The following is a 22,596-nucleotide window of genomic DNA, read 5'->3' on the forward strand; positions in this document are numbered from 1 at the left end:
CAATAGTTATGACAGCGATAGCCCCTTCGAGTGACGCAGTCCGGCGACCGGCAAACGATCGCCGCTCGTTGATCCGCGCGTGCGAGGACAGGGCTGAATTGAACGGTTCACGACGCCGCCATTGATCGCGACTATGAGTTTTCAGCGATAGTCCCGCGTCCACGGGAATAAGCTCGCGACTGTCCACCAAATTTCTGATGTGGCATCGTCGGCCGGTTCCGGGATGGCCGGCCGCAATGCAGTCGGCCCGGCCCGTTCGCTCTAAGGTCGTCATATGAATAGCAGCCCTTACCGGTCGATCGAGGAGATGAGCGAAAAGATCGCTGCCGGCCTGTCGCCCGTGGAAATCATGGAGGGTTGCCTCGATCGCATCCAGGAACTGAATGAACACATCAAGGCCATGATATTCGTGGCCGAAGCTGATGCCCTGGACGCCGCGCTTCAGGCCACGCGCGAAATCAGATCCGGTCACAGGCGCGGCCCGCTGCATGGCGTGCCGATCGCGGTCAAAGACGTTATCGATGTCAAGGATTGGCCGACAACCGCTGGCTCCCGGTTGTTTCGGGATCACGTGGCGACGGAAACGGCAACATGCATTGCCAATCTTCAGGCGGCCGGCGCCATCATCATCGGCAAGACGAACCTGCACGAACTGTGCGTCGGCGGCCATGACAACCCTTGGCACGGCAAGGTCGCCAACCCGCTTGATCCGGACCGTGGGACAGGTGGCACGAGCAGCGGGTCGGCCGCAGCGGTCGCGGCCGGTTTTTGCCTGGCAGCGGTTGGCACGGACAGCGGCGGGTCAAACCGATCCCCGGCTGCTGCAACCGGCTTGTTCGGTTACAAGCCGACGAATGATCTGATCGCTGTGCAGGGCGTCATGAGCATAGCGCCTTCGCTGGACTGCGTCGGCGTTCTTGCACGCTCGGTCAGGGACGTTCGCCTGATGACCGAGGCGCTTGCCGGAAAACGGCTCGCCCCGTCGGCAAGCGGGGGCAGCAGAACGACAACGGGCATCACGATCGGCATCTGCCCCGAACTGCTTGGCGCTCACGTCGACACGTCAGTCGATATCGCGTTGGCTACCATGCTCGATCGTCCTGAAGTGCGCACGGTCGAGATCACCTTCGACGACAGGGAGGCGTTCGTTGCCGCGGGACTGACAATCCTCCAATGTGAGTTCGCGCGAATCTACCGCAATGCAATCGAGCAGAAGCCGGACATGGTCGGCGACGCGGTTCACTTATTCCTGCAGGGCGGCATTCGCATCCATGCCGGCGCCTATGATAGCGCCATCGAAATCCGTAACGGCGTGCGAGGCCGGTTTCTGGAGAAAATCGCGGGCCTGGACGCTCTTGCCATCCCTACGGCGCCTGGATCGGCGCCGCGGCTTTCCGACGAACTCACCGAGGTGAATGGGGAAATGGTGCCGTGGGGAATGGCCGGCGGCCGCTTCCGCCGCTGGGCAAACATGCTTGGCATGCCGGCGTTGGCTATTCCTTTGTTGGTTCCTGACGGGCTTCCGGTGTCGGCGCAACTTGCCGCAGGTCCGGGTCGGGACGCCGGTTTGCTCGACCTCGCCGAAATGTTGACAGGCAACTGAAATCAGCTCCGCCAAATCGCTGAAAGTTCATAACCTCCAGGAATAAACTTCCTTCGCGCGCCTCTTGGAACATCCGGCCCTTCCCATTAATCTTGGCGTTCGCAGCTCGCTGTTTCGCACAGCGATCCAGCTGCCTGGCAAGGTAAGCGGGCATGAAATTTGGCGAAAAGGACACCGTCACGAAGGAGGCAGAGTTTACGCCTCGCGAGATCGAGGTCTTCGCTTCGGTCATGCTGCATGGAACAACCACCAAGGCGGCCGACGCACTTGACATCACGCAGCCGGCTGTCAGCAAGATGCTCCAGCAACTCAGCGAGAAGGCGGATTTCCAGCTGTTCAGGAAAAGCCGGCAGCGGCTGATCCCCACTCCTGAAGCGCACATGCTCTATGCCGAGGTTAAGCGCGTTTTCGAGTCCGCGCGCGGCATCTCGCGCGCCGCGAGGGAAATACGCGAGTTGCGAAGTGGCAGGCTGAACATCTGCGCGCTCCCGGCCTTCGGGTCCACGCTGCTGCCGTCCATCATCACGAGCTTCTCAAAACAGCATCCATCCGTGTCGATTTCCCTGGATATCCGCAGCTCCGCCACGGTGGTGCAGCGGGCGAGCCGCAATCAGCTCGACATCGGAATAGGCGTAACGGCATCGGACGAGAATTCTTCAATCGTCAGGCGAGCGCTGACAGCGACCCCACCGGTTTGCGTCATGCCGGCGGGTCACCGTCTGGCTGAGCTCGACGTGGTGCAGGCAGAAGATCTCGACGGTCTCGACTTCATCGCGATGGGCTCCGCTGATCCGATGCGGCAGCAGCTCGATGCCTTGTGCGAAGAACGCGGAGTGGGACGTCTGTTGAAGATAGAGGCCAGCCTGTCCAGTGCGTGCATCGCCCTTGTCGCGTCGGGGGCGGGCGTGAGCGTCGTCGACAGGCTTTCGGCGTGGCTGGCACGCGACCTGCCGATCGAGATCAGGGATTTCCGGCCACGTCTCGATCTGAACCTCAGCGTCTACCGGCCTTGGGGTGTCATTGCATCGACGGCGGCGGACGCCTTCACCGAGCATCTCATCCAGACGACGCGAAGCTTTATGAATGGCGTAGAGGCAGGAATCACCGCCCTGGGTCCTCGCCGCCAGGCCGACAGAACTGTTTTCATTCACCGCTGAAAGCCTCTAGCGGAGCGGCAGGCATTCGAACAGGCGGCCGATATCGGCTTCGTCATTGTAGACATGCGGCGACACGCGCATCTTCGTGCCGCGCAGCGTGACGTGCACGTCAGCCCGCTTCAGCTCTTGTGCCGCATTCGGCGCGAGACGGCCCCCTATGTCGAGGATCGCGATATGGGGCGTTGGGTGTCGCGGACGCGCGACCGGCAGCCCTCTGCTTTCCGCCTGCGCCCAGACAAGCTCATTAAGGTGACGCAGGCGCTCAAACACGCGCCCGACGGTCCAGCCGCGGATGAGCTTCATTGCGGCGATTGCGATGGGCAGGACCGCGAAATCGGAGCGTTCCCCCATGTCGAACCGCCGCGCGCCGGGAAGAAACTCGGCCACGGCCACCTTGTAGAAGTCCGATTTGTCCCCGCCCATCCGGTTCCATGAATGATGCTCCAGAGTGCGCCCCTCTGTGTGCCAACGCCGGTCGGCGTAAAGGAATGCGAGGCGATATGGCCCCAGAAGGAACTTGTAGGTGGCAAAGACGAGAAAGTCCGGTCGGACGCGCCGGACATCGAAGGGTATCGCGCCAACCCACTGGGTTCCGTCAACGACAAGACTGGCGCCCGCTGCCCGTGTGGCGGCGGCCACCGCCTCCAGGTCGATCGCCACGCCCTCGAACCAATGCACCAGCGTCCCCGCAACGACCGCGATGGGACGGCTCGAGTCTTGGATTGCCGATACGATCGCGCTGGTCCAGTCGCCGTCGGCTGGTTGCGGGACGATATCAACGCAGGCGCCGGCGCGTTGCGCGAGGTCATACCAGACATATCTGTGCGAGGTGTGTTCGTTCTCCATCAGAAGGATGGCCGAACCTGCCGCAACCAAAACGTTGGCGGCTGCGATAGCCATGCCATAGCTGGTGGCGGCCACAATGGCGATCTCATCGGCATCGGCGCCCACCATTGATGCGGCGAGTTGCCGCGCCTCTTCCACCTCGTCGTAATAAGAGGCGATGGTCATTTTCCAGGGTTCGGCTTTCACCCTGACGCCGGCCTCGCCGGCCGCGACGGCGGCGGTCGGGATCGGAGACATGTATGCGGTATCCAGATAAGCTGTCTCGCGGGGAATGGAGAAGAGATCTCGTTGGCAGCTCAGCATGGCATCACAACCTGAAATCAATTGAGGTGCCGAGTCCGGCGTTGCGGGCGGAGATATAGACAAGATTGGCAAGCTCGATGTCTTGCGCGGGAACGCCGAGAGACCGGAAAAGCGTGATCTGATCGTCGCCAGTGCGGCCGGGTTTCGCACCTGCCAGCACGTCGCCGACCTCGCCACGGATATGATCGACGCCGATCACGCCGGTTTCAATCGCCTCGATCAGTTCTCCCGCGGCCGTCAGCGCCATAGGCAGGTAGTCGACCCAGATCTGCGCTCTGCGCACACAGTCGAGGTCGAGCTCGCGGCATGAAGCGACGCTCGCCCCGACCGCATTGATATGGACACCAGGCGGAAGCCATTGGCCGCACAGCACCGGCTTTTCGGAAGATGTCGTGGTGCAGATGATGTCGGCCTCGCGAACGGCCTCGCCAGGGTCGCGATGTGCCTTCGCCTGGAATCCGGCGGCTGACTGCTCCTCGGTGAAGTGCTGCGCCTTTGCAAAGTCGCGACCCCAAACATGGATTGCATGGATCGGCCGGACGTCCGCAATAGCCGCGACATGCCGGCGCGCTTGCTCGCCATATCCGAACAGTGTCAGCGTGGTGCTGTCTTCGCGCGAAAGTGCCCTGGTCGCGACAGCACTGGCCGCCGCGGTCCGCCAAGCCGTAAGCTCTCCCCCGTCGATCAAGGCTACAGGCCGTCCATGATCCTTGTCGAACAGGAAGACACCGCCGCGATGAGACGCGAACCCATGCGCGAAATTGTCAGGAAACACGGAAAGCACCTTCGCCCCGAACAGCGGCCGGTCATCCAGCGCAGCATACATAAGCGACAGACAACTCCCGGCCGCACCCGGCAGCTCAAGTGTGCGCCTGATCTGCTGGCGCGCCATGCCGCTCGATGTTTTGCGCAGTGCGGCCTCGGTCGCTTCAAGAGCCAGGGATAGGCTCAAAATGTCCCGGATCGCGTTCTTGTCGATTAGGAGGAATTCCGGCTCGCCACTCACCGTGCAGTCTCTTCCATTCCGCGATCCCCGATGCGCCGATAAGCGTAGCATTGCTCTCGCAAACGGTTGCGCCCGAATTTGATAACTTCGCACGAGAAGTTGCCCGTGCGGGCTAATGGGCCGACCTGGGCAGCCGCAGATGGCTGGGACATTGGTTCATAACTTTTGGCCATGAACGGCAGCGACCAGTTCAATTGACCGCAGTTGGCACCCATTGCAATGTTTTCAGGCAACCGAGGATGTTGTGCGGGGTTGCAAACACATCGCAGGCGCCGATCGAATTAAGAAGAGCGGCGTCAGCAGTACTGTCAAGAACTCCAGCAACATCTCTCAACGATATAGCGGCATTTGCATCGATTCGTCTTTCAGAGATTACTCGTATCGGATGACGTCATTAGCCCGGGAATTTTTGGAGGTCATCTTTATGCGTGTCGTGGTCATTGGTTCCGGTATCGTCGGCAGTTCCGCCGCCTATGAATGCGCCAAGGCGGGAGCAAGCGTCGTCGTGCTGGAGGCCGGACGGATAGCAGGCGGCACGTCGGCGGTAAGCTTTGCCTGGACAAATGCGACGACCAAGCAGCCCCGGCCGTATTTCGATCTGAACGTCTCGGGAATGCGCGCCCATCTTGAACTCAAGCGCGACTTCGGCATCGCTCCCTGGCTCACCCAGACCGGCAGTTTCGATTGGCGAACAGAGCCGGAGTCGATGGACGATTATTTCGAGAACTTCAGGCAGATGAAGGAATGGGGCTACGGCGTCGAGTGGATCGACAAGAAGCGCGTCGCCGAGATGGAACCCGATATCGATGTCTCCGCTTTCGGCGATTGTCCAATCTCCTACTATCCGGAAGAAGGCTGGGTCGATCCGGTGCTCTACTCGGCCTGGCTTTTGCGGGCGGCGAAGGAGCGCTGGGGAGCACAGGTCAAACTCGGTTCACGCGTGACCAAGATCGAGACCGAAAGCGGGCGCGTACGGGCAGTTCGGACGGCGAACGGAGACCGACACCCTGCGGATGCCGTCGTGAGCTGCACCGGCGGCTGGTCTAGTGAGAGGCTCGGCGATGCCCAGGGTATTCCACTTTCCTCGACCATAGGCGTGCTCGCCTTCACCCCGCCGGTGGCCCTGACGCTCCGCAGCCAGCTGCATGCCGACGATCTGGATATCCGTCCCGACGGAGCGGGCCGCATCATGATCCATAAGGTCTCGGTGGACATGACCCTGGAGAAGCCGGAGGTGCTCAGCCCTGCCGGGAACGAGGCGGCGACGCTCCTGGATGCGGCGACCAAGGTCCTGCCTTCGCTCCGCGACGCAGGTGTGGAAGCCATTCGCACGACGGTCCGGCCGTTCCCGGAGGACGGCTACACCTGTGCCGGCGCCATGCCGGATATCGTCGGCCACTACATGGCCGTAACGCACAGTGGTGTGACCATCGGCCCGCAATTGGGCAAGGTGGTCGCCGACGAAGTCGTGCGCGGCAAAATCCATGACGAAATGGAAACGTTTCGTCCGCAACGCTTCTTCCAGGCCCACGCCCAGCGCTCCGCTGTCGCGCACGTCTGATCCCGCTCAGCAGACCGCTGGATTGCGTACGGCGGCCTGCTTTTGACCAACGCAACCAGGGGCCTCCGCCATGGGGAACATCGAACGATTCGACAAGAACGAACGGCTTAGCCGTATCGTCGTCCACAACGGCACGGCCTATCTCTCGGGCTTGACGGCCGATGACAAGAAAACCGGCACGTCTGACCAGACGAAGGAGATATTGGAAAAGGCGGATCGCCTTCTGGCGAGCGTCGGTTCGGATAGATCGAAGCTGCTGTTCGCGCAGATCTGGTTGAGGGATGTCGAAGACCTCGACGCGATGAACAAGGCTTGGGTCACATGGCTCGACGGCGTGGAGCCCCCGGCACGCGCCACGGTCGGGGCGAGCTTCGCCTTGCCCGAGATCCGTGTCGAGATCCAGCTTACCGCAGCGATTTGACACGTCGCACGCCACGTCCAGGCAAGCGAGTCCAATCAGATTCGTCAGGGACATGCTTGCGCACCGGCCTTCGCGGCGCGATAGATGCGGCGGTTCGGGGAGGAATTATGCGAAAAATCCTGGCATCGGCATTGCTGCTGGCGGCTGCGGCGTTCGCGACCGGCGCTCATGCGCTGGACAGCAGCGGCACGCCCGTCGTCGTGACACCCCTCGCCTCGCGCACGACCACCGCTTCCGGCCAGCCGATCACGCTGCCGCAGAAGAACGTGCAGGTGCTGGTGTCGACCTACGACATAGCGCCGGGCGCGACCTTGCCGGTGCACAAGCATCCGTTCCCGCGCTACGCCTATGTCGAGGCCGGCACGTTGAAGGTCACCAATGTCGACACCGGCAACAGCAACACCTACAAGACTGGCGATTTCATCATCGAGATGATCGGGCAGTGGCATCAGGCCACCAATATCGGTGAAGGCCCGGTCAAGCTGCTGGTGATCGACCAGGTCGAGGAAGGCACCAAGAACACGGTTTTGCGCCAGTAAGCCACCGCTGCTCCGGCTCCTCGAACTGTCTCGCCACGGGAGCGCGCCGCGTTAAGTGTTGGCCCAGCTCTTCACATCCGGTTCCGCACGACCGGGCTGACGATGCTATGCCGGTTGCCCGCCTTACCGGCGGAACCGGATTCCCCCCGTTGGGTTTTTCGCGAAATCCCTTTGCTTGGTGAATGCCTTTTCCTGGAGCAAACTCCCTGCCGGGGCTCAAGGAGCAGAAATGAGAGCACGAACAGCGACGGTCGGCGATCTGGAAGACGTGTTTCGCCATTTGTCCAAGCGCATGTCCGACGAATACATCGCCGCCGGCAAGGACAGCAAGGTCGCCTACGACAATCTGATGATGAACCTGAAGGAGGGCCGCGCCCATGCCCTTGTCGACAACGACGGGACCGTAGCGATCGTCGCCTGGCACGAGCATGGCGACGCCGCGGACACGCTGTTCGCCGCGCGCGAGGGCTTTTTCAGGGCCGCGACCGTGCGTTTCTGCAGGCGGCATATCAGGCAGATCCAGGCGCTCGCCGGCAATCTCCCTATTCACTCCCGCAGCTGGCTCACGGGACCGGAAATCGCAAAATGGTTTCGCACCATCGGCTATGTCGAACGCGGCGAGGAAAATGGCGCCAAACTGTTCGAATTGCCGCCGGCCGCGACCCGGCCGGGCTAGGCAAGCAGGTTTGGTGCACCGCGAGTCCAGCCGCCATTGCACCGTGGCACGGCTCGCCTTCGCGCGGCCTTAGCCCCAGGCGCCGACCATTTGGCGTGTCGTGGCGTTCAGCCGATTGAAGGCGTTGATCACGGCGATCTGGATGACGAGCCCGGCAAGCGCCTTTTCGTCATAGTGCCGGGCGGCCTCGTCCCATACCTCGTCCGTCACGGCATCCGTTCTGTCGGCCAGCCTTGTGCCGGCTTCGGCAAGGGCAAGCGCGGCGCGTTCGGCATCGGTGAAGTACGGCGTCTCCCGCCAGGCCGACAAGGCAAAGATGCGTTCGTCCTTCTCGCCAGCCTTCTTGAGTTCGCGCGCATGCATGTCGACGCAAACCGAGCAGCCATTGATCTGGCTGGCGCGCAGATGGACGAGCTTGCGCGTCACATAGGGCAAATCGGCCGCCTCGGTCGACTTGTCCAGCGCCAGCAGCGCCTGCAGGGCGCCGGGGATGAGCATCACGGGGTTCTTGAGCCTGGCTTCCATGGTCTTTCTCCGTTTGAAACCTTTGAACATGGCGCGGTTTGCCATGCCCGGAAGCGGCGCATCCGGGAGACTTGTTGTGGTTCGCCGGCCATGGCGACCGGTTGGTCGAGGAGAGTCGGCGCTCAGCCTTGCTTCGCAGCCACCTGCTCAAGTCGCTCAAGAATACGCGGCCAGCCGCTTCCCATGCCGACATATCCACGCTCGTCGGCCGGCCGGAACCCCGAGTGCTCCATCCGCACCCGGGTCGCCGCGCCCTCAGGCGTGAGCGACCAGGTCACCACGGTTTTCAGTCCGCTGTCGGATTCGCTTCCGTCGCCCCAGCTATAGGCAAGCAGGCGTGGCGCCTCGACTTTCAGCACGACGCAGTTCGTCACCCCGGACCAGCCCGGTACCGGTGAAGCGCGGAACGTGAAGCGATGCCCCTCTTGCGGCGCGAAGTCATTCTGCATGAGCCATTCTGCGACGAGTTCGGGCACTGTCAGCGCACGCCATATCTTCTCCGCCGAATGCGGAATCAGCCGTTCAACGACGATCGATTTGGTCTGTGTCATGCCGTGCTCCTCTTAGTCGTCGTCGAGCCACCGCTCGCGATCAATAACTCGATGGCTATGGGTTAACTCATAACCATGTAGTTATAAGACTGTCAAGCAGGGAAATGCCCCCTGGTCCAATGCGCCGTGCCGTTCCTGCTTTCGCGCCCGCCGCGCGGGTGCTACGGGCTTCTCACAACATCATGGACAGGATCACACCTTGACTGAAGAAGCCCGCCCGCCGCTGATCGAAATCTGTGTCGAGGGCATTGATGGCCTTCTGGCCGCACAGGCCGGCGGCGCCGACAGGGTCGAACTGTGCGCCAGCCTCGTCGAAGGCGGCATCACGCCGAGCTTGGGAACCGTGCGCGCCGCGCTCGACCAGGCGATTGTGCCGTTCCATGTCATGGTGCGGCCGCGTGGCGGCGATTTTCTCTACAGCGAAACCGAGTACCGTTCGATGCTGGCCGACGTAGCCGCCCTGCGCGACCTCGGCGTGCCCGGCGTGGTGTTCGGCTGCCTCACCGCCGAAGGCACCATCGACGAGCGCCGCATGAGCGAACTGACGGAGGCCGCCGGCGGCCTTAACGTCACGTGTCACCGCGCTTTCGACATGACGCGCGACCCGGCCGAGGCTTTGGAAGCGCTGATCCGTTGCAAGGTCGGCCGCGTGCTGACCAGCGGCCAACGCGACACGGCGATGGAGGGCCTGTCGCTGTTGGCGGACCTGGTGCGACAGGGGGGCGACCGCATCGTCATTCTCGGCTGCGGCGGGCTCGATCTCGGCAACATTGCCGAGGTGCGGCAAAGGACCGGACTGTCCGAAATGCATTTCGCCGTCCTTAAGGACGTGCCCAGCGCCATGCGCTACCGCAATCCCAAGGTCGGCATGGGTGGCTCCGATCTCGACCGCGAGTATCGCAATACGCTCACCGATACGCCGCTTGTGGCAGCGACGATCGCGGGGGCCAAGGCATGACCGCCCTCTCCCCGATCAGCCGTGTCAGGCAAAGCGACGAAGCGGCCATACTCGCGCTCAACAACGAGCATGCCGCCGAATTGTCGTGGCTTGAGCCCGAGCGCCTGTCTTTCCTGCTTGGCGAGGCGTTCTATGCGCGCCGCATCGGCGCGCTCGAAGCCTTCATCATGACCTTCGATCAAGGGGCTCGGTACGACAGTCCGAATTTTCTCTGGTTTCGCGAACGCTACGAGCGCTTCGTCTATGTCGATCGCGTCGTGGTGGCGGCGCAAGCTCGTGGCCGCGGCCATGCCCGCCTGCTCTACCAAGACCTGTTCGAGCACGCCACGCGCGCCGGCCATGCACTGGTCACATGCGAGGTCAATGCCGACCCGCCCAACCCGGCTTCGGACGCCTTCCATGCAGCGCTCGGCTTCACCGAGGTCGGCGACGCGGTGATCCATGGCGGCAAGAAGGCGGTGCGCTACTACGTCAGGCGGATCATCGCCTGAGCGCTGCTCCTTTCCAGGTCTCTGCCACTACTGGAACAACGCCGCTGCACTGACCAGCGTCGTCCAGAACCCCCACAACAGCGGGATGCCGACCAGCAGCCAGGCAAGGACCAATTTGACAGAATTGCTGTTGTCTTGCGCCATGATCACTCTCCTTACGCTGCAGCCGGTTCGGCCTTCATGTGGAACCGTGCATCCACCGGCCGCATCATCAGGTTGAGCAGGAAACCGACGACGAGCAGGCCGGCCATGATGTACATGGTGACCGTGTAGGCATCGGCCTTCGCTACTCCTGCATCGATCTGGTACTGCCTGATGTAGTTGACCAGGACCGGCCCCAGCACGCCCGCCACCGACCACGCCGTCAGCAGGCGGCCATGGATGGCACCGACATACCGCACGCCGAAGACATCGCGCAGATAGGCCGGAATGGTGGAAAAGCCGCCGCCATACATGCTCAAGATGACGCCATAGAACAGCACGAACAGGAACACGTTGCCCGACTGGCCCGTCCACGGCACCACCGCATAAAGGATCACGCCCAGCACGAAGAAGACCGCGTAGGTCGTCTTGCGGCCGATATAGTCGCTGGTCGACGCCCAGAAGAAGCGGCCGAGCATGTTGAAGATCGATAGCAGGCCGACGAAGCCGGCGGCGGCGGCCGGCGTGATGCGTCCCGGGAACATCTCCTGGCTCATGGCGGAGGCTTGGCCGAGGACGCCGATGCCGGCCGTCACGTTGAGGCACAGCACGCCCCACAACAGCCAGAACTGCGGTGTCTTCAACGCGTCGTCGAGATGGACGTTGGCGGTTGTCACCATCGTGTTTTGTGTCGTCGGCGGCGTCCAGCCGGCCGGACGCCAGCCATCGGGCGGCACCCTGACGATGACAGCGCCGATCAGCATGAAGATGAAGTAGACAATGCCCAGCACGATGAAGGTTTCGGCGACACCGATATGCTGCGGGGTCGAAAACAGCTTCAGCAGATAGACCGAAAGCGGCGAAGCGATGAAGGCTCCGCCGCCAAACCCCATGATCGCCATGCCGGTCGCCATGCCCGGCCGGTCGGGAAACCAGGTGATCAGCGTCTTGACCGGCGAGATGTAGCCGAGCCCGAGGCCGATGCCGCCCAGGACGCCGTAGCCGAGATAGATGATCCACAGTTGATGCAAGGTGACGCCGAGCGCCGACACGATGAAACCGCCACCGAAACAGCAGGCGGCCGCGACCATCGCCTTGCGCGGGCCGACGCGATCCAGCCAACCGCCGCCGAAGGCTGCCGCGAGGCCAAGAAACAGGATCGCGATCGAAAAAATCCAGCCGAGTCCGGTCAGCTTCCAGTCGTCGGGCGCCGAATCGGTGATACCGATCAGTTTCGACATCGGCAGGTTAAAGACGCTGAACGCGTAGGCCTGACCGATGCAAAGATGAATGCACAACGCCGCCGGCGGCACCATCCATCTGCTGAAACCGGGCTCGGCGATCGTGCGCGAGCGGTCGAGCCAGCCGCCAGCGTTTTCCCTGGTCGTTGCCATTCCATCCTCCCATGCAATGCTCCGATTCGAATAAACTAGGCGGAGCACGGGGCGGGACAACAAGGAATAGCTGCCATAATACCAATGTCTAAGGACATTGGGCTATCCGGCAAGCAGATCGCCAGGTCACCCCTGGCTATATTAGGACGAACTTACCAAACAAGCTGCCGGACAGGCGGCATCGAGCGAGGCTGACCTTGGCCGCTATGCAACGCAAGGGAGGGACACTGCGGCGTCACTCACCAGTTGCGGTTCAGCCACTCACGCGACGGCCGCTCGATGACATAATAGCTGCAGAGCGCGCAGGCAAAGACCCCAGCCAGCATCAGCCATGGGTCGCTGCCTCGCTCATAGACGAATTTGTAGAATGGCTGCTGCCACAGATAGAGCGAATAGGACCATAGACCCAGCGTCGCCATAGGCCAGGACGACAGCAGTCCAGAAAACAATCTCGTGCTGAAATCGAGACCGTTGACGGCAAGCGCCAGCAGCGGCACGGCGACCAGATAGTGGATCGGGGTTGGTACCGGGTCCATGAACAGAAGCACCGCCGCGGTGGCCGCCGCCACCGCCACATAAGGGCCCTTCAACAGGGCCGGCAGCTTGCCGTCGGTCTTCAGCAGGCAGATGGCGGCCGACAGCAGGATCGACGCAATATGCACGTCGGTGCGCCAGTATGTGGTCTCGTAGTCCATGTGCAGGAACCAGTACGAAACCGCACCGTTTGCCATGGCCAGCACCGCCAGCACCAGGAGCAGCGGGATGACGCGGCTACGGCTTGCGACAAGTGCGCTGATCGCTGCCAGGATGATGTAGGCATGCTCTTCGACACACAGCGACCAGATGTGGTCGAGCGCGCCGGCGCGGTTCACGAGAATTCCGGCATAGTTGTAGGTGAATGTCAGCGCCGTCAGCGCCGCCTTCCATTTGAAGGCGACGAACGTGCCCGACAGCGCAATCATCGAAACGATCACGAACACCAGCAGCGCGGGATAGATGCGGGAGAAGCGGCGCTTGAAGAATTTCTTCAGCGGGTAGCGCTCGACGAACAGGATCTCGGCCATCAGCCGGCCGCTGAGCACGAAGAAGAATTCGACGCCCAGTACGCCGAGATTGATCCCTGCAACGGGAAAGAAATGGCCGATAAGCACCAGCGCGATCGAAAGTCCGCGCCAGCCGTCGAGATAGGCCAGTCTTGTCCTGGCGGATCTGTCGGCGACGGATCTTGGCGGCACAACATGCGTCGCGGAGATGTCGGTCATGCCGCTCCCTTCGCATTGAAACATGCGAATAGGGTCGCAGGTCGTGATGAACACTCCGAACCCGGCTCGCGTTTGATCGCCGGCATAGTGCAGTGCAATATCGCTTTGTGCAAGTGCGAGATTGCCACAATGCGCCCGTCTGCGGAAAAGGGGCGAGAAGTCCCTCTCCTGCCTGACAGGAGCAGGAAGGAATCAGGCGTTCGCGGCGGCCACCGCGCGCTTGGCCATGACCGCGACCAGATTGGCACGGTAGTCGGCGGAAGCGTGGATATCGCTCATCAGCTTGGTCGCCGGCACCTTGACGCCGTCGAGCGCCGAAGCCACGAAGTCCTTCGCGAGCGCGGCCTCGATCTCCTTCGAGCGGAAGACGCCATCGTCGCCGGCCCCGGTCACGGCCACCCTGACGCCGTCCTCACCCTTGGCCACGAACACGCCGACAATGGCGTAGCGGGAGGCCGGATTGCGGAATTTTTTATAGGCTGCCTTTGCCGGCGCGGTGAAGGTGACGGCCGTGAGGATTTCGCCGTCCTCCAGCGCCGTCTCGAACAGGCCCACGAAGAACTTGTCGGCCGCGATCTGGCGCGTGTTGGTAATGATGGTGGCATTTAGCGCCAGCATGGCCGCTGGATAATCGGCCGCAGGGTCGTTGTTGGCGATCGAGCCGCCAATCGTGCCCCTATAGCGCACTGCCGGATCGCCGATCAGCGATGCCAGATGCGCGAGCGCCGGGCAGGCCTGTTTCAACTTGTCGTCGCTGGCAACATCGAAATGCGTGGTGGCGGCGCCGATCGTGACTGCCCTGCCGGACACTGTCACGCCTTGCAATTCCTTGATCCGCGACAGGTCGACCACATCGGAGGGGGCCGCCAGCCGCGTCTTCATGGCCGGGATCAGGGTCATGCCGCCCGACAGCAACTTGGCGTCGCCGCCCGTGACGAGCTTCGCGGCATCGGCGACTGAGGCGGCGCGGTGGTAATTGACTGCGTACATTTGGAGGCTCTCCCTGGTGAAGAGTGGATAGTCAGTAGTCAGTAGTCAGTAGTGATTAGTGAGTAGGCATTGGTCGGTAATGTGGTGAATAGCGGGTGATCAATTGCCGCGGCAACCGCGTTTTTGTTCACTACTCACTATTCACTACTCACTCTCCTTTTTTCAGTGCTTCGCCGTCGCACGGATCGCGGCCCACACCGTAGACGGCGAAGCCGGCATGGCGATATCCGCGATTCCTATGGCGTCGGTGATGGCGTTGATCACCGCCGGCGGCGAGCCGATAGCGCCGGCCTCGCCGCAGCCCTTGATGCCGAGCGGATTGCCCGGACACGGCGTGTTCGAGGTCGAGACCTTGAACGAAGGCAGGTCATCCGCACGCGGCATGGTATAGTCCATGTAGCTCGCTGTCAGAAGCTGGCCGTCGGCATCATAGTGGGCGCCTTCGAGCAGTGCCTGGCCGATGCCCTGCGCGATGCCGCCATGCACCTGGCCCTCGACGATCATCGGGTTGATGATGTTGCCGAAATCGTCGGCCGCGACGAACTGGATAATCTCGGTCGTTCCGGTCTCCGGATCGATCTCGACCTCGCAGATGTAGCAGCCGGCCGGAAAGGTGAAATTGGACGGGTCGTAAAACGCCGTCTCCTTCAATCCCGGCTCCATGCCACCGGGCAAATTATGAGCGGTATAGGCCGCCAGCGCCATCTGGAACCACGGCACGTTTTTGTCGGTGCCGGCGACCTTCAGCGCGCCGTTCTCGATGACGATGTCGCCCTCGTCGGCCTCGAGCAGGTGCGCCGCGATCTTCTTGGCCTTGGCCTCGACCTTGTCCAGCGCCTTGGCAATCGCCGACATTCCGACCGCACCCGAGCGCGAGCCGTAGGTACCCATACCCATCTGCACCTTGTCAGTGTCGCCATGGACGATCGAGACGCTGTCGATCGGCACCCCAAACCGTTCGTTGACCAGTTGCGCGAAGGTCGTCTCATGGCCCTGGCCATGGCTGTGCGAGCCGGTCAGCACCTCGATGGTGCCGGCGGCATTGACGCGCACCTCGGCCGATTCCCAAAGGCCGACGCCGGCGCCGAGCGAGCCCACCGCGGCCGACGGCGCCAGGCCGCATGCTTCGATGTAGCAGCTCATGCCGATGCCGCGCAGCTTGCCGTTCCTGGCGGCCTCCGCCTTGCGTCCGGCAAAGCCGGCATAGTCGGCGGCCCCCATCGCCGCGTCGAGCGAGGCGCCATAGTCGCCGGCGTCATAGTTCATGATGACCGGCGTCTGGTGCGGAAACGTGGTGATGAAGTTGGTCCGCCGAAGCTCCGCCGGCGAGACGCCGAGTTCCCGCGCCGCGGTCTCCATCGTGCGCTCGATGAGATAGGTGGCTTCGGGCCGCCCTGCCCCCCTATAGGCATCGACCGGTGCTGTGTTGGTGTAGACCGTGCGGACATTGGCGTGGATCGCCGGGATATCGTACTGGCCCGACAGCAGCGTCGCGTAGAGATAGGTCGGCACGCAGGACGAGAACAGCGACATGTAGGCGCCGAGATTGGCCAACGTGTCGACCTTGAGGCCGGTGATCCTGTTGTTCTTGTCGAACGCCATTTCCACTGTCGAGACATGGTCGCGGCCATGCGCGTCGGAAAGGAAACTTTCGGTGCGGTCGGCTACCCATTTCACCGGCACGCCGGTTTTCTTGGACGCCCAAAGGCAGACGATTTCTTCTGGATAGATGTAGATCTTGGACCCGAAGCCGCCGCCGACATCGGGCGCGATGACGCGCAATTTGTTTTCCGGCGCGATGTTGTAGAAGGCGCTCATCACCAGCCGGGCGACATGCGGGTTTTGCGAGGTCGTCCAGCAGGTATAGTGGTCTTCTGCCCTGTCGTAGTGGCCCAGCGCTGCCCGCGGCTCCATGGCGTTGGGCACCAGCCGGTTGTTGACGATTTTCATGCGGGTGACGTGGGAAGCCGCGGTGATCGCCGCGTCGGTCGCCTTGGCGTCGCCGATCTCCCAGTCGAAGATCAGGTTGTTTTCGGCTTCCGGATGGAGTTGCGGAGCGCCCTTTTCGAGCGCCTTCGTCGCATCCACCACCGCCTCGAGTTCATTGTAGGTGATCTCGACCGCTTCGGCGGCGTCGCGCGCCTGGCCCTTGGTGTCGGCGACCACGACGACGACCGCATCGCCGACATAGCGAACCTTGTCGACCGCCAGCGGCGACCAGGCTCCCATCTTCATCGGGGAGCCGTCCTTGGAATGTATCATCCAGCCGCAGATGAGATTGCCGATGCCATCGGCCTTCAGCTCCTTGCCGGTCAGCACGCCGATGACGCCCGGCATGGCTTGAGCCTTGTCGACCTCGATCTTCACGATCTGGGCATGCGCGTGCGGGCTGCGCACGAAGGCCGCATGCTTCATGCCGGGTACCACCATGTCGTCGACATAGCGACCGGCGCCGGTGATGAACCGCTTGTCTTCCTTGCGCGCCACGCGAGCGCCAACACCTTCAATGCCCATCAGAAATTCCTCCCGAAATAGTGAGTAGGAAGTAGTGAGTGGTGGAGATCGGCGCCGGTTCGTACCGACTACTCACTACTTTTCTCACGCCGCTTGCCTGACCTTGCCGCTCATCCCCTCCGATGCGGCGAGGATCGCCTTGACGATGTTGTGGTAGCCGGTGCAGCGGCAGATGTTGCCCTCGAGCTCTGCGCGCACCGTCGCTTCGTCGAGGCCTTCGGGGTGGCGCTTGATCATGTCGGTCGCCGTCATGATCATGCCGGGCGTGCAGAAGCCGCATTGCAGTCCGTGATGCTCCTTGAACGCCGTCTGCACGGGATGCAGGTCGGCACCGTTGGCAAGTCCCTCGATCGTCACCACGCTCGATCCGGACGCCTGCACCGCGAGCATCGTACAGGACTTCACCGCCTTGCCGTCGACATGGACGATGCAGGCGCCGCATTGCGAGGTGTCGCAACCGACATGGGTGCCGGTGAGGCCGAGATTCTCCCGCAAGAAGTGAACCAGCAGCGTCCGGTCCTCGGCCGCACCGCGGACCTGTTTTCCGTTCACCATCAACGAAACGTCCGACATGAATCCTCCCTGGGTATCACCTTGGTCATCACGCTGCCGACGCGGTGTTGGCTTCGGCCATGCGTTATTCGTACACCGCACAAGCCGTAAAAAACAGCGCGGCGCAAAAGCCGGATCATTGTACTTTCGGCCATGGCAGGGCGAAACACGCATTCCCCTCGCCCCATTGCCAAAATGCCGATTGGCGGCAACAATGGCTTTCGACGTTGGCGCAAGAAGCACATCAACAGCCGCGCACAGGCAGCGTCGGAGGAAATGCGGGAGAACGTCGCTGACCGTTTCACGGACGCGCTACGCATGCGGTTTGTCGGCGCTGACCACGGACGAGCCCGACCCGGACGTCTTCGCACGCGCGGTGGCGGCGGAGGCGGCCGCCATCGAGGCCGGCTTCGCCCTGTTGTTCTTTTCCCAGCGCCTTGTCGAGGCCGGCGCCCTTTCGCGCGCAATCGCGGCCCATGCGCCGGCGCTACACTACGCCGGCTGCTCGACCGCCGGCGAAATCACGCCGCAGGGCCTCGAGGAAGGCCATATCCTCGCCATGCTGCTCCCTTCGGGTTCATTCACCGCGGTCAGCACCACGGTCGACAACCTTTCGTCATCGGGCTTGGACAGGGTCACTGGTGATGTCGAGGATCTGCGACGTACGCTGCATGGGCGCATCGGCGGCGAGCGGACCAGGAACACCTTCGCGCTCTGTTTCATCGACGGACTGTCCTATGCCGAGGAAGCGGTGAGTTCGGCCATCCATTGGGGCCTCGATGACATACCACTGCTCGGCGGTTCCGCCGGTGACGACCTGAAATTCGAGACGACGAGCCTGATCTCCAACGGCAAGGTCACCTCCGACAGCGCCATCATCGTGCTGGTCGCCACGGAAATCCCTTTCCATGTTTTCAAGACCGACAATTTCGTTCCCACCGACGAAAAGCTGGTGGTCACCGCGTCCGATCCCGATCACCGCATCGTGCGCGAGTTCAATGCCACCAATGCGGCCGAGGAATATGCCGCTTCGGTCGGCATCGTCGCGCAGACGCTGACACCGCTGAGCTTCGCCTCGCATCCGGTGGTGGTGAAGGTAGGCGGTGAATATTACTGCCGCTCCATCCAGAAGATGCATGCGGACGGCTCGCTGTCGTTCTTCTGCGCCATCGACGATGGTGTCGTGCTGTCGATCGCCCAACCCAAGGACATGGTGGAATCGACCCGCGCGGCTCTGCTCGACGTCGAGGCGAGGCTTGGCGGCATCGACATGATCATCGGCTTCGACTGTGTCCTGCGCCGGCTGGATGCGCGCAACCGCCAGGTCTTTCGCGAGATTTCCGAACTCTACCGGGTCAACAACGTCATCGGCTTCGGCACCTATGGCGAACAATACCGGTCGATGCATCTCAACCAGACCTTCACCGGCATCGCCTTCGGCGAGCGCCCGGCCGCCGAGTGAGCGCTGCCGTGCCCCTCAAGGACATAGACGATCCCGACAGGCTGAAGAAGATCAACGCTGCGCTGGTCAGCCGCGTCGAGCGCTCGATGGACCAGCAAGGCAACGCCTTCTCGCTGTTCCAGACCGCGATCTCACTGGAAAGCAGGGTACGCGCCCGCACCGAGGAACTGCACTCGACCTTGCGGCGGCTGGAACAATCGAACATCGACCTCAGCGCCGCCAAGGAAAATGCCGAGCAGGCGAACCTGTCCAAGACCCGCTTTCTCGCGGCGGCCAGCCACGACGTGCTGCAGCCGTTGAATGCGGCGCATCTGTCCGTCTCCGCCCTTGCCGAAGTGCAGACCAGCGACGAGGGCCGGAAACTGGTACGGCAGGTCGAGCGCTCGCTGGAGACGATGGAGGACCTGCTGCGCACGCTGCTCGACATCTCCAAGCTCGATGCGGGTGTGGTCCAGCCCGACATTGGCGACGTCAGCCTGGAGGCGCTGTTCTCGTCGCTGCGGTCGGATTTCCAGCCTGTGGCCGAACTGAAGGGCCTGTCGCTGAAATTCCGCGCCGTCAACGCCGTGGTTCGCTCCGATCGCACGCTGCTGCGCCGCATCCTGCAGAACATCCTCTCCAATGCGCTGGGCTACACCCGCTCGGGCGGTGTCCTTGTCGGCACCAGGCACCGCGGCGATGCCATCCGCATCGATGTCGCCGACACCGGCTGCGGCATTCCCGACGACCAGCGCGAGGCGGTGTTCGAGGAATTTCATCGCGGCATCATGCCTGCCAATGCCGAACTCGCCGGCGGCGGCCTCGGCCTTGGGCTGGCCATCGTGCGGCGCATCGCCGGCGCGCTCGGCCATCCCGTGACGTTTTCCTCGAAGGTCGGTCGCGGCACGATTTTTCACATCGATGTCCCCGTCGGCATCGGTGCCACGGCGGACGCCGTCGCCAGCGCTGCAAGCCTGGAGCGGCCGCGCGGCTACGGCTTGTTCGGCACCAAGGTTCTGCTGGTCGAGAACGATGTCGAGGTGCTGCAGGCGATGACCTCGTTGCTCGAACGCTGGCAATGCCTGGTGCGCGCCGCGACCTCGACCGACGACGCGCTCGACATGCTCGGCGACACGGACTGGGTGCCCGACATCGTCATAGCCGACCAGCATCTCGACGGCGGCGATCTCGGCACCGCCACCATATCGAAGGTCCGCCGCTATCTCGGCCGCGCGGTGCCGGCGCTGATCGTCACCGCCGACAGTTCCGAAGCCGTCGCCAAGGCGGCGCGGGCCGGCGGCATCGAGTTGATGCGCAAGCCGCTCAAGCCCGCGCAACTAAGGGCGCTGCTGGCACATCTGCTGGCTTAGACCTGCCCCTCAAAACCCCGCCTGATCCCTGAAAAGCTCCGCATTATCAAGCTTCGAAACCTCGATCACCGCTTGCGTGCGGCTGTAGACGTTGAGCTTGCGCAGGATCTCCGAGACGTGCGCCTTGACTGTGGTCTCGCCCACTTGCAGCTCATAGGCGATCTGCTTGTTGAGCAGGCCCTGGCGTAGCATCTGCAACACGCGCAACTGCTGCGGCGTCAATGTCGAAAGGCGCTGCACCATGTCGGCGCGGTCGGTGCTGTCGGCGTCGGGCGGGCGGCCCTCATAAGTTTCCGGAACATAGATGGCACCTTCCATCACCGAGCGTATGGCGTTGGCCAGATCGCTCTTGCGCGCCGATTTCGGGATGAAGCCGGCAGCACCGTAGGACAGCGCCTCGGAGATGATCTTGGGCTCCTCGTATCCGGACACGATGACCACGGGCAGGCGCGGATAGCGGGTCCGAAGCTGCAGCAACCCCTCGAATCCGTGCACGCCGGGCATGCTGAGATCGAGCAGGGCAAGGTCGAACGGCTTTGTCCCGGCCAGCAGGTCGAGTGCCTCGGCGATCGACCGCGCCTCCACCGTGTCGACCTCCGGATAGGCCATCTGAACGGCGCTGTGCAGCGCCTCGCGAAACAGCGGATGATCGTCGATGATCAGGAACCGGGCGCTGTCAGTGGCTGCTGTCATGTGGCTCGTTTCGGTTTGCCGGCCGCAGCATAATCCCGCGACCATGGCCGACTTATTGGCAAATAGTCTATCCCAACGGAGGATGCATCGCCGCGAAAGTGATGGAAACTCCGGATTCCTTATACGGGCCGGCAAGCCAATGCTTTATGAAAAGCGACGCCTTGCCCGACCCCTTAATTCGGCCGAAGGTGCCCGCGACCCCGACATCCAACAGCAGAGACAGACCATGACCGCCTTTGTCCTCCCCGCTCCGCCAACGCCCTCGGTCGCGGTGGCCGGCTCGAACGAACGATTTGCGGTGCGCCGCATCTTTTGCGTCGGGCGCAACTACGCCGCGCATATCAGGGAGTTCGGCAATGACGAGCGCGATCCACCCTTCTTCTTCACCAAGCCCGCCGATGCGGTGGCCGACTCCGGCGCCACGATCCCCTACCCGCCGCTGACGACCAACCTGCACCATGAGATCGAACTGGTGGCCGCGATCGGCAAGCCGGGCTTCCGCATCCCGCGCGCCCAGGCGCTGGATCATGTCTGGGGCTATGCCGTCGGCATCGACCTCACCCGCCGCGATCTCCAGGACGAAGCCAAGAAAGCGGCGCGGCCCTGGGACTGGTCGAAGGCTTTCGACCGCTCCGCGCCGTGCGGTCCTCTGGTTCCCGCGCAAAAATCCGGCCATCCGAGCCAAGGCCGTATCTGGCTGGCCGTCGACGGCAAGGTCCGGCAGGACGCCGACCTCGCCGAGTTGATCTGGCCGATCTCCGACATCGTCTCGATCTGCAGCGAAGGCATGGAATTGCAGCCAGGCGACCTCATCTTCACCGGCACGCCGGCCGGCGTCGGCGCGGTCAACCCTGGGGAGACGATGACCGGCGGCGTCGACGGCATCGGCACGATCGAAGTGACCATCGGCCAGCCAAATCGGTGAGTGCATGAGCGACATCGTCCTTCACAACTACTACCGCTCCTCCACCTCCTACAGGGTGCGGATTGCGCTGGAGATGAAGGGGCTGACCTATGACTACGTGCCGCATCACCTGCGCCATGGCGAGCATCTCGAACCGGCCTATCTCGCGGTCAACCCGCAGGGCCTAGTGCCGGCGCTGATCCTGGGCGACGGCACCCTGCTGACGCAATCGCTGGCGATCATCGAATTTCTCGACGAGACGACGCCCGAACCGCCTCTGCTGCCGAAGGACGCAGTTGGGCGCGCCCGTGTCAGGATGCTGGCGCAGATGATTGCCTGCGATATCCATCCGGTGAACAATCTGCGTATCCTGACCGCGCTGCGAACCCTGTTCGGCGCCGGCGACGAGGATGTCGCCAAGTGGTTCCGGCACTGGGTCAAAGAGGGTTTCAAGCCACTCGAAGACCTGTTGATGGCTTCGCCCGAGACCGGCACCTTCTGCCACGGCGACACGCCGGGGCTGGCCGATATCTGCCTGGCGGCACAAGTCACCAGCAATGCCCGTTTCGGCGTCGATATGGCGCCCTACCCGACGATCTCGCGCATCAACGCCGCTTGCATGGCCCTGCCGGCCTTCCAGAACGCCGCGCCGCAAAACCAGATCGATGCCGAGTAACCTTTTCGGCGACGCGCAGCGT

The 22,596-nt window shown here is 62.8% G+C and carries 22 protein-coding genes; 12 read left to right on the forward strand and 10 right to left on the reverse strand.

What is annotated here, in order from left to right:
• Positions 1–307 precede the first annotated feature (307 nt).
• Together LB545_RS12665 and LB545_RS12670 are read left to right on the forward strand one after the other, a co-directional pair.
• On the forward strand, positions 308–1,603 hold the full coding sequence (locus LB545_RS12665) for an amidase (protein WP_224705172.1): 1,296 nt from the start codon (positions 308–310) through the stop codon (positions 1,601–1,603).
• A 152-nt stretch (positions 1,604–1,755) separates the two neighbouring features.
• Positions 1,756–2,760 carry a LysR substrate-binding domain-containing protein gene (locus LB545_RS12670; protein WP_140631167.1) on the forward strand — a complete coding sequence of 335 codons (1,005 nt, stop codon included), beginning with the start codon at positions 1,756–1,758 and terminating at the stop codon, positions 2,758–2,760.
• Positions 2,761–2,766: 6 nt separating this feature from the next.
• On the opposite strand, the gene LB545_RS12675 is transcribed toward LB545_RS12670, so the two are convergent.
• Both LB545_RS12675 and LB545_RS12680 read right to left on the reverse strand, forming a co-directional pair.
• A complete protein-coding gene (locus LB545_RS12675) occupies positions 2,767–3,930 on the reverse strand; it encodes an aminotransferase class V-fold PLP-dependent enzyme (RefSeq protein WP_224705174.1) in 1,164 nt (387 codons plus the stop codon).
• Positions 3,914–4,915 (reverse strand): ornithine cyclodeaminase family protein, encoded by a 1,002-nt coding sequence (locus LB545_RS12680; protein ID WP_224705176.1) that lies wholly within the window; start codon positions 4,913–4,915, stop codon positions 3,914–3,916. The genes LB545_RS12675 and LB545_RS12680 overlap by 17 nt, the downstream gene beginning before the upstream one ends.
• Before the next feature lie 214 nt (positions 4,916–5,129).
• Between LB545_RS12680 and LB545_RS12685 the strand changes: the two genes are divergently transcribed.
• The 4 genes from LB545_RS12685 (at position 5,130) to LB545_RS12700 (ending at position 8,112) form a co-directional block, all read left to right on the forward strand.
• Positions 5,130–6,476 carry an NAD(P)/FAD-dependent oxidoreductase gene (locus tag LB545_RS12685; RefSeq protein ID WP_224705178.1) on the forward strand — a complete coding sequence of 449 codons (1,347 nt, stop codon included), beginning with the start codon at positions 5,130–5,132 and terminating at the stop codon, positions 6,474–6,476.
• Between the two features lie 70 nt (positions 6,477–6,546).
• Positions 6,547–6,897 (forward strand): RidA family protein, encoded by a 351-nt coding sequence (locus tag LB545_RS12690; protein ID WP_140896064.1) that lies wholly within the window; start codon positions 6,547–6,549, stop codon positions 6,895–6,897.
• A 107-nt stretch (positions 6,898–7,004) separates the two neighbouring features.
• Positions 7,005–7,436: a cupin domain-containing protein gene (locus LB545_RS12695; RefSeq protein ID WP_140521046.1), complete on the forward strand. Its 432-nt coding sequence runs from the start codon at positions 7,005–7,007 to the stop codon at positions 7,434–7,436.
• Between the two features lie 229 nt (positions 7,437–7,665).
• Positions 7,666–8,112, forward strand: a complete 447-nt coding sequence (locus LB545_RS12700; RefSeq protein ID WP_140521047.1) for a hypothetical protein — start codon at positions 7,666–7,668, stop codon at positions 8,110–8,112.
• A gap of 69 nt (positions 8,113–8,181) precedes the next feature.
• Here LB545_RS12700 and LB545_RS12705 read toward each other — a convergent pair whose 3' ends face one another.
• Together LB545_RS12705 and LB545_RS12710 are read right to left on the reverse strand one after the other, a co-directional pair.
• Positions 8,182–8,637: a carboxymuconolactone decarboxylase family protein gene (locus LB545_RS12705; RefSeq protein ID WP_140495736.1), complete on the reverse strand. Its 456-nt coding sequence runs from the start codon at positions 8,635–8,637 to the stop codon at positions 8,182–8,184.
• A gap of 122 nt (positions 8,638–8,759) precedes the next feature.
• Positions 8,760–9,188 carry an SRPBCC family protein gene (locus LB545_RS12710; protein WP_140495735.1) on the reverse strand — a complete coding sequence of 143 codons (429 nt, stop codon included), beginning with the start codon at positions 9,186–9,188 and terminating at the stop codon, positions 8,760–8,762.
• A gap of 199 nt (positions 9,189–9,387) precedes the next feature.
• Here LB545_RS12710 and LB545_RS12715 point away from each other — a divergent pair, with 199 nt between their 5' ends.
• A complete protein-coding gene (locus LB545_RS12715; protein ID WP_140495734.1) occupies positions 9,388–10,146 on the forward strand; it encodes a copper homeostasis protein CutC in 759 nt (252 codons plus the stop codon).
• Positions 10,143–10,637 carry a GNAT family N-acetyltransferase gene (locus LB545_RS12720; RefSeq protein ID WP_140495733.1) on the forward strand — a complete coding sequence of 165 codons (495 nt, stop codon included), beginning with the start codon at positions 10,143–10,145 and terminating at the stop codon, positions 10,635–10,637. Before LB545_RS12715 ends, LB545_RS12720 begins: the two co-directional genes overlap by 4 nt.
• A gap of 155 nt (positions 10,638–10,792) precedes the next feature.
• On the opposite strand, the gene LB545_RS12725 is transcribed toward LB545_RS12720, so the two are convergent.
• The 5 genes from LB545_RS12725 to LB545_RS12745 all read right to left on the reverse strand — a co-directional run bounded on the left by LB545_RS12725 (position 10,793) and on the right by LB545_RS12745 (position 17,511).
• Positions 10,793–12,172: an OFA family MFS transporter gene (locus tag LB545_RS12725; RefSeq protein WP_140495731.1), complete on the reverse strand. Its 1,380-nt coding sequence runs from the start codon at positions 12,170–12,172 to the stop codon at positions 10,793–10,795.
• A 239-nt stretch (positions 12,173–12,411) separates the two neighbouring features.
• On the reverse strand, positions 12,412–13,434 hold the full coding sequence (locus LB545_RS12730) for an acyltransferase family protein (RefSeq protein ID WP_140495730.1): 1,023 nt from the start codon (positions 13,432–13,434) through the stop codon (positions 12,412–12,414).
• 192 nt (positions 13,435–13,626) lie between these two features.
• Positions 13,627–14,424: an FAD binding domain-containing protein gene (locus tag LB545_RS12735; RefSeq protein ID WP_140517171.1), complete on the reverse strand. Its 798-nt coding sequence runs from the start codon at positions 14,422–14,424 to the stop codon at positions 13,627–13,629.
• A 162-nt stretch (positions 14,425–14,586) separates the two neighbouring features.
• Positions 14,587–16,938, reverse strand: coding sequence for a xanthine dehydrogenase family protein molybdopterin-binding subunit (locus LB545_RS12740; RefSeq protein ID WP_224705179.1), 2,352 nt, complete (start codon positions 16,936–16,938; stop codon positions 14,587–14,589).
• An 84-nt stretch (positions 16,939–17,022) separates the two neighbouring features.
• Positions 17,023–17,511, reverse strand: a complete 489-nt coding sequence (locus LB545_RS12745) for a (2Fe-2S)-binding protein (protein ID WP_140665239.1) — start codon at positions 17,509–17,511, stop codon at positions 17,023–17,025.
• Between the two features lie 304 nt (positions 17,512–17,815).
• Between LB545_RS12745 and LB545_RS12750 the strand changes: the two genes are divergently transcribed.
• Both LB545_RS12750 and LB545_RS12755 read left to right on the forward strand, forming a co-directional pair.
• The gene (locus LB545_RS12750) at positions 17,816–18,952 is read left to right on the forward strand and encodes an FIST signal transduction protein (protein WP_140685886.1); all 1,137 of its coding nucleotides are present in this window, start codon (positions 17,816–17,818) and stop codon (positions 18,950–18,952) included.
• Positions 18,953–18,960: 8 nt separating this feature from the next.
• Positions 18,961–20,301 carry a hybrid sensor histidine kinase/response regulator gene (locus LB545_RS12755; RefSeq protein ID WP_140495725.1) on the forward strand — a complete coding sequence of 447 codons (1,341 nt, stop codon included), beginning with the start codon at positions 18,961–18,963 and terminating at the stop codon, positions 20,299–20,301.
• 9 nt (positions 20,302–20,310) lie between these two features.
• Here the strand turns inward: LB545_RS12755 and LB545_RS12760 are convergent, their stop codons facing one another.
• On the reverse strand, positions 20,311–20,994 hold the full coding sequence (locus tag LB545_RS12760; protein ID WP_140495724.1) for a response regulator: 684 nt from the start codon (positions 20,992–20,994) through the stop codon (positions 20,311–20,313).
• A 226-nt stretch (positions 20,995–21,220) separates the two neighbouring features.
• On the opposite strand from LB545_RS12760, the gene LB545_RS12765 reads away from it, so the two are divergent.
• Positions 21,221–21,919, forward strand: coding sequence for a fumarylacetoacetate hydrolase family protein (locus LB545_RS12765; protein ID WP_140517182.1), 699 nt, complete (start codon positions 21,221–21,223; stop codon positions 21,917–21,919).
• A 4-nt stretch (positions 21,920–21,923) separates the two neighbouring features.
• Positions 21,924–22,574: a maleylacetoacetate isomerase gene (maiA, locus tag LB545_RS12770; protein ID WP_140517184.1), complete on the forward strand. Its 651-nt coding sequence runs from the start codon at positions 21,924–21,926 to the stop codon at positions 22,572–22,574.
• The last annotated feature ends 22 nt before the right edge of the window (positions 22,575–22,596 follow it).

Origin of the sequence: Mesorhizobium sp. BR1-1-6 (assembly GCF_020165355.1) — a bacterium.
Lineage (GTDB): Bacteria > Pseudomonadota > Alphaproteobacteria > Rhizobiales > Rhizobiaceae > Mesorhizobium.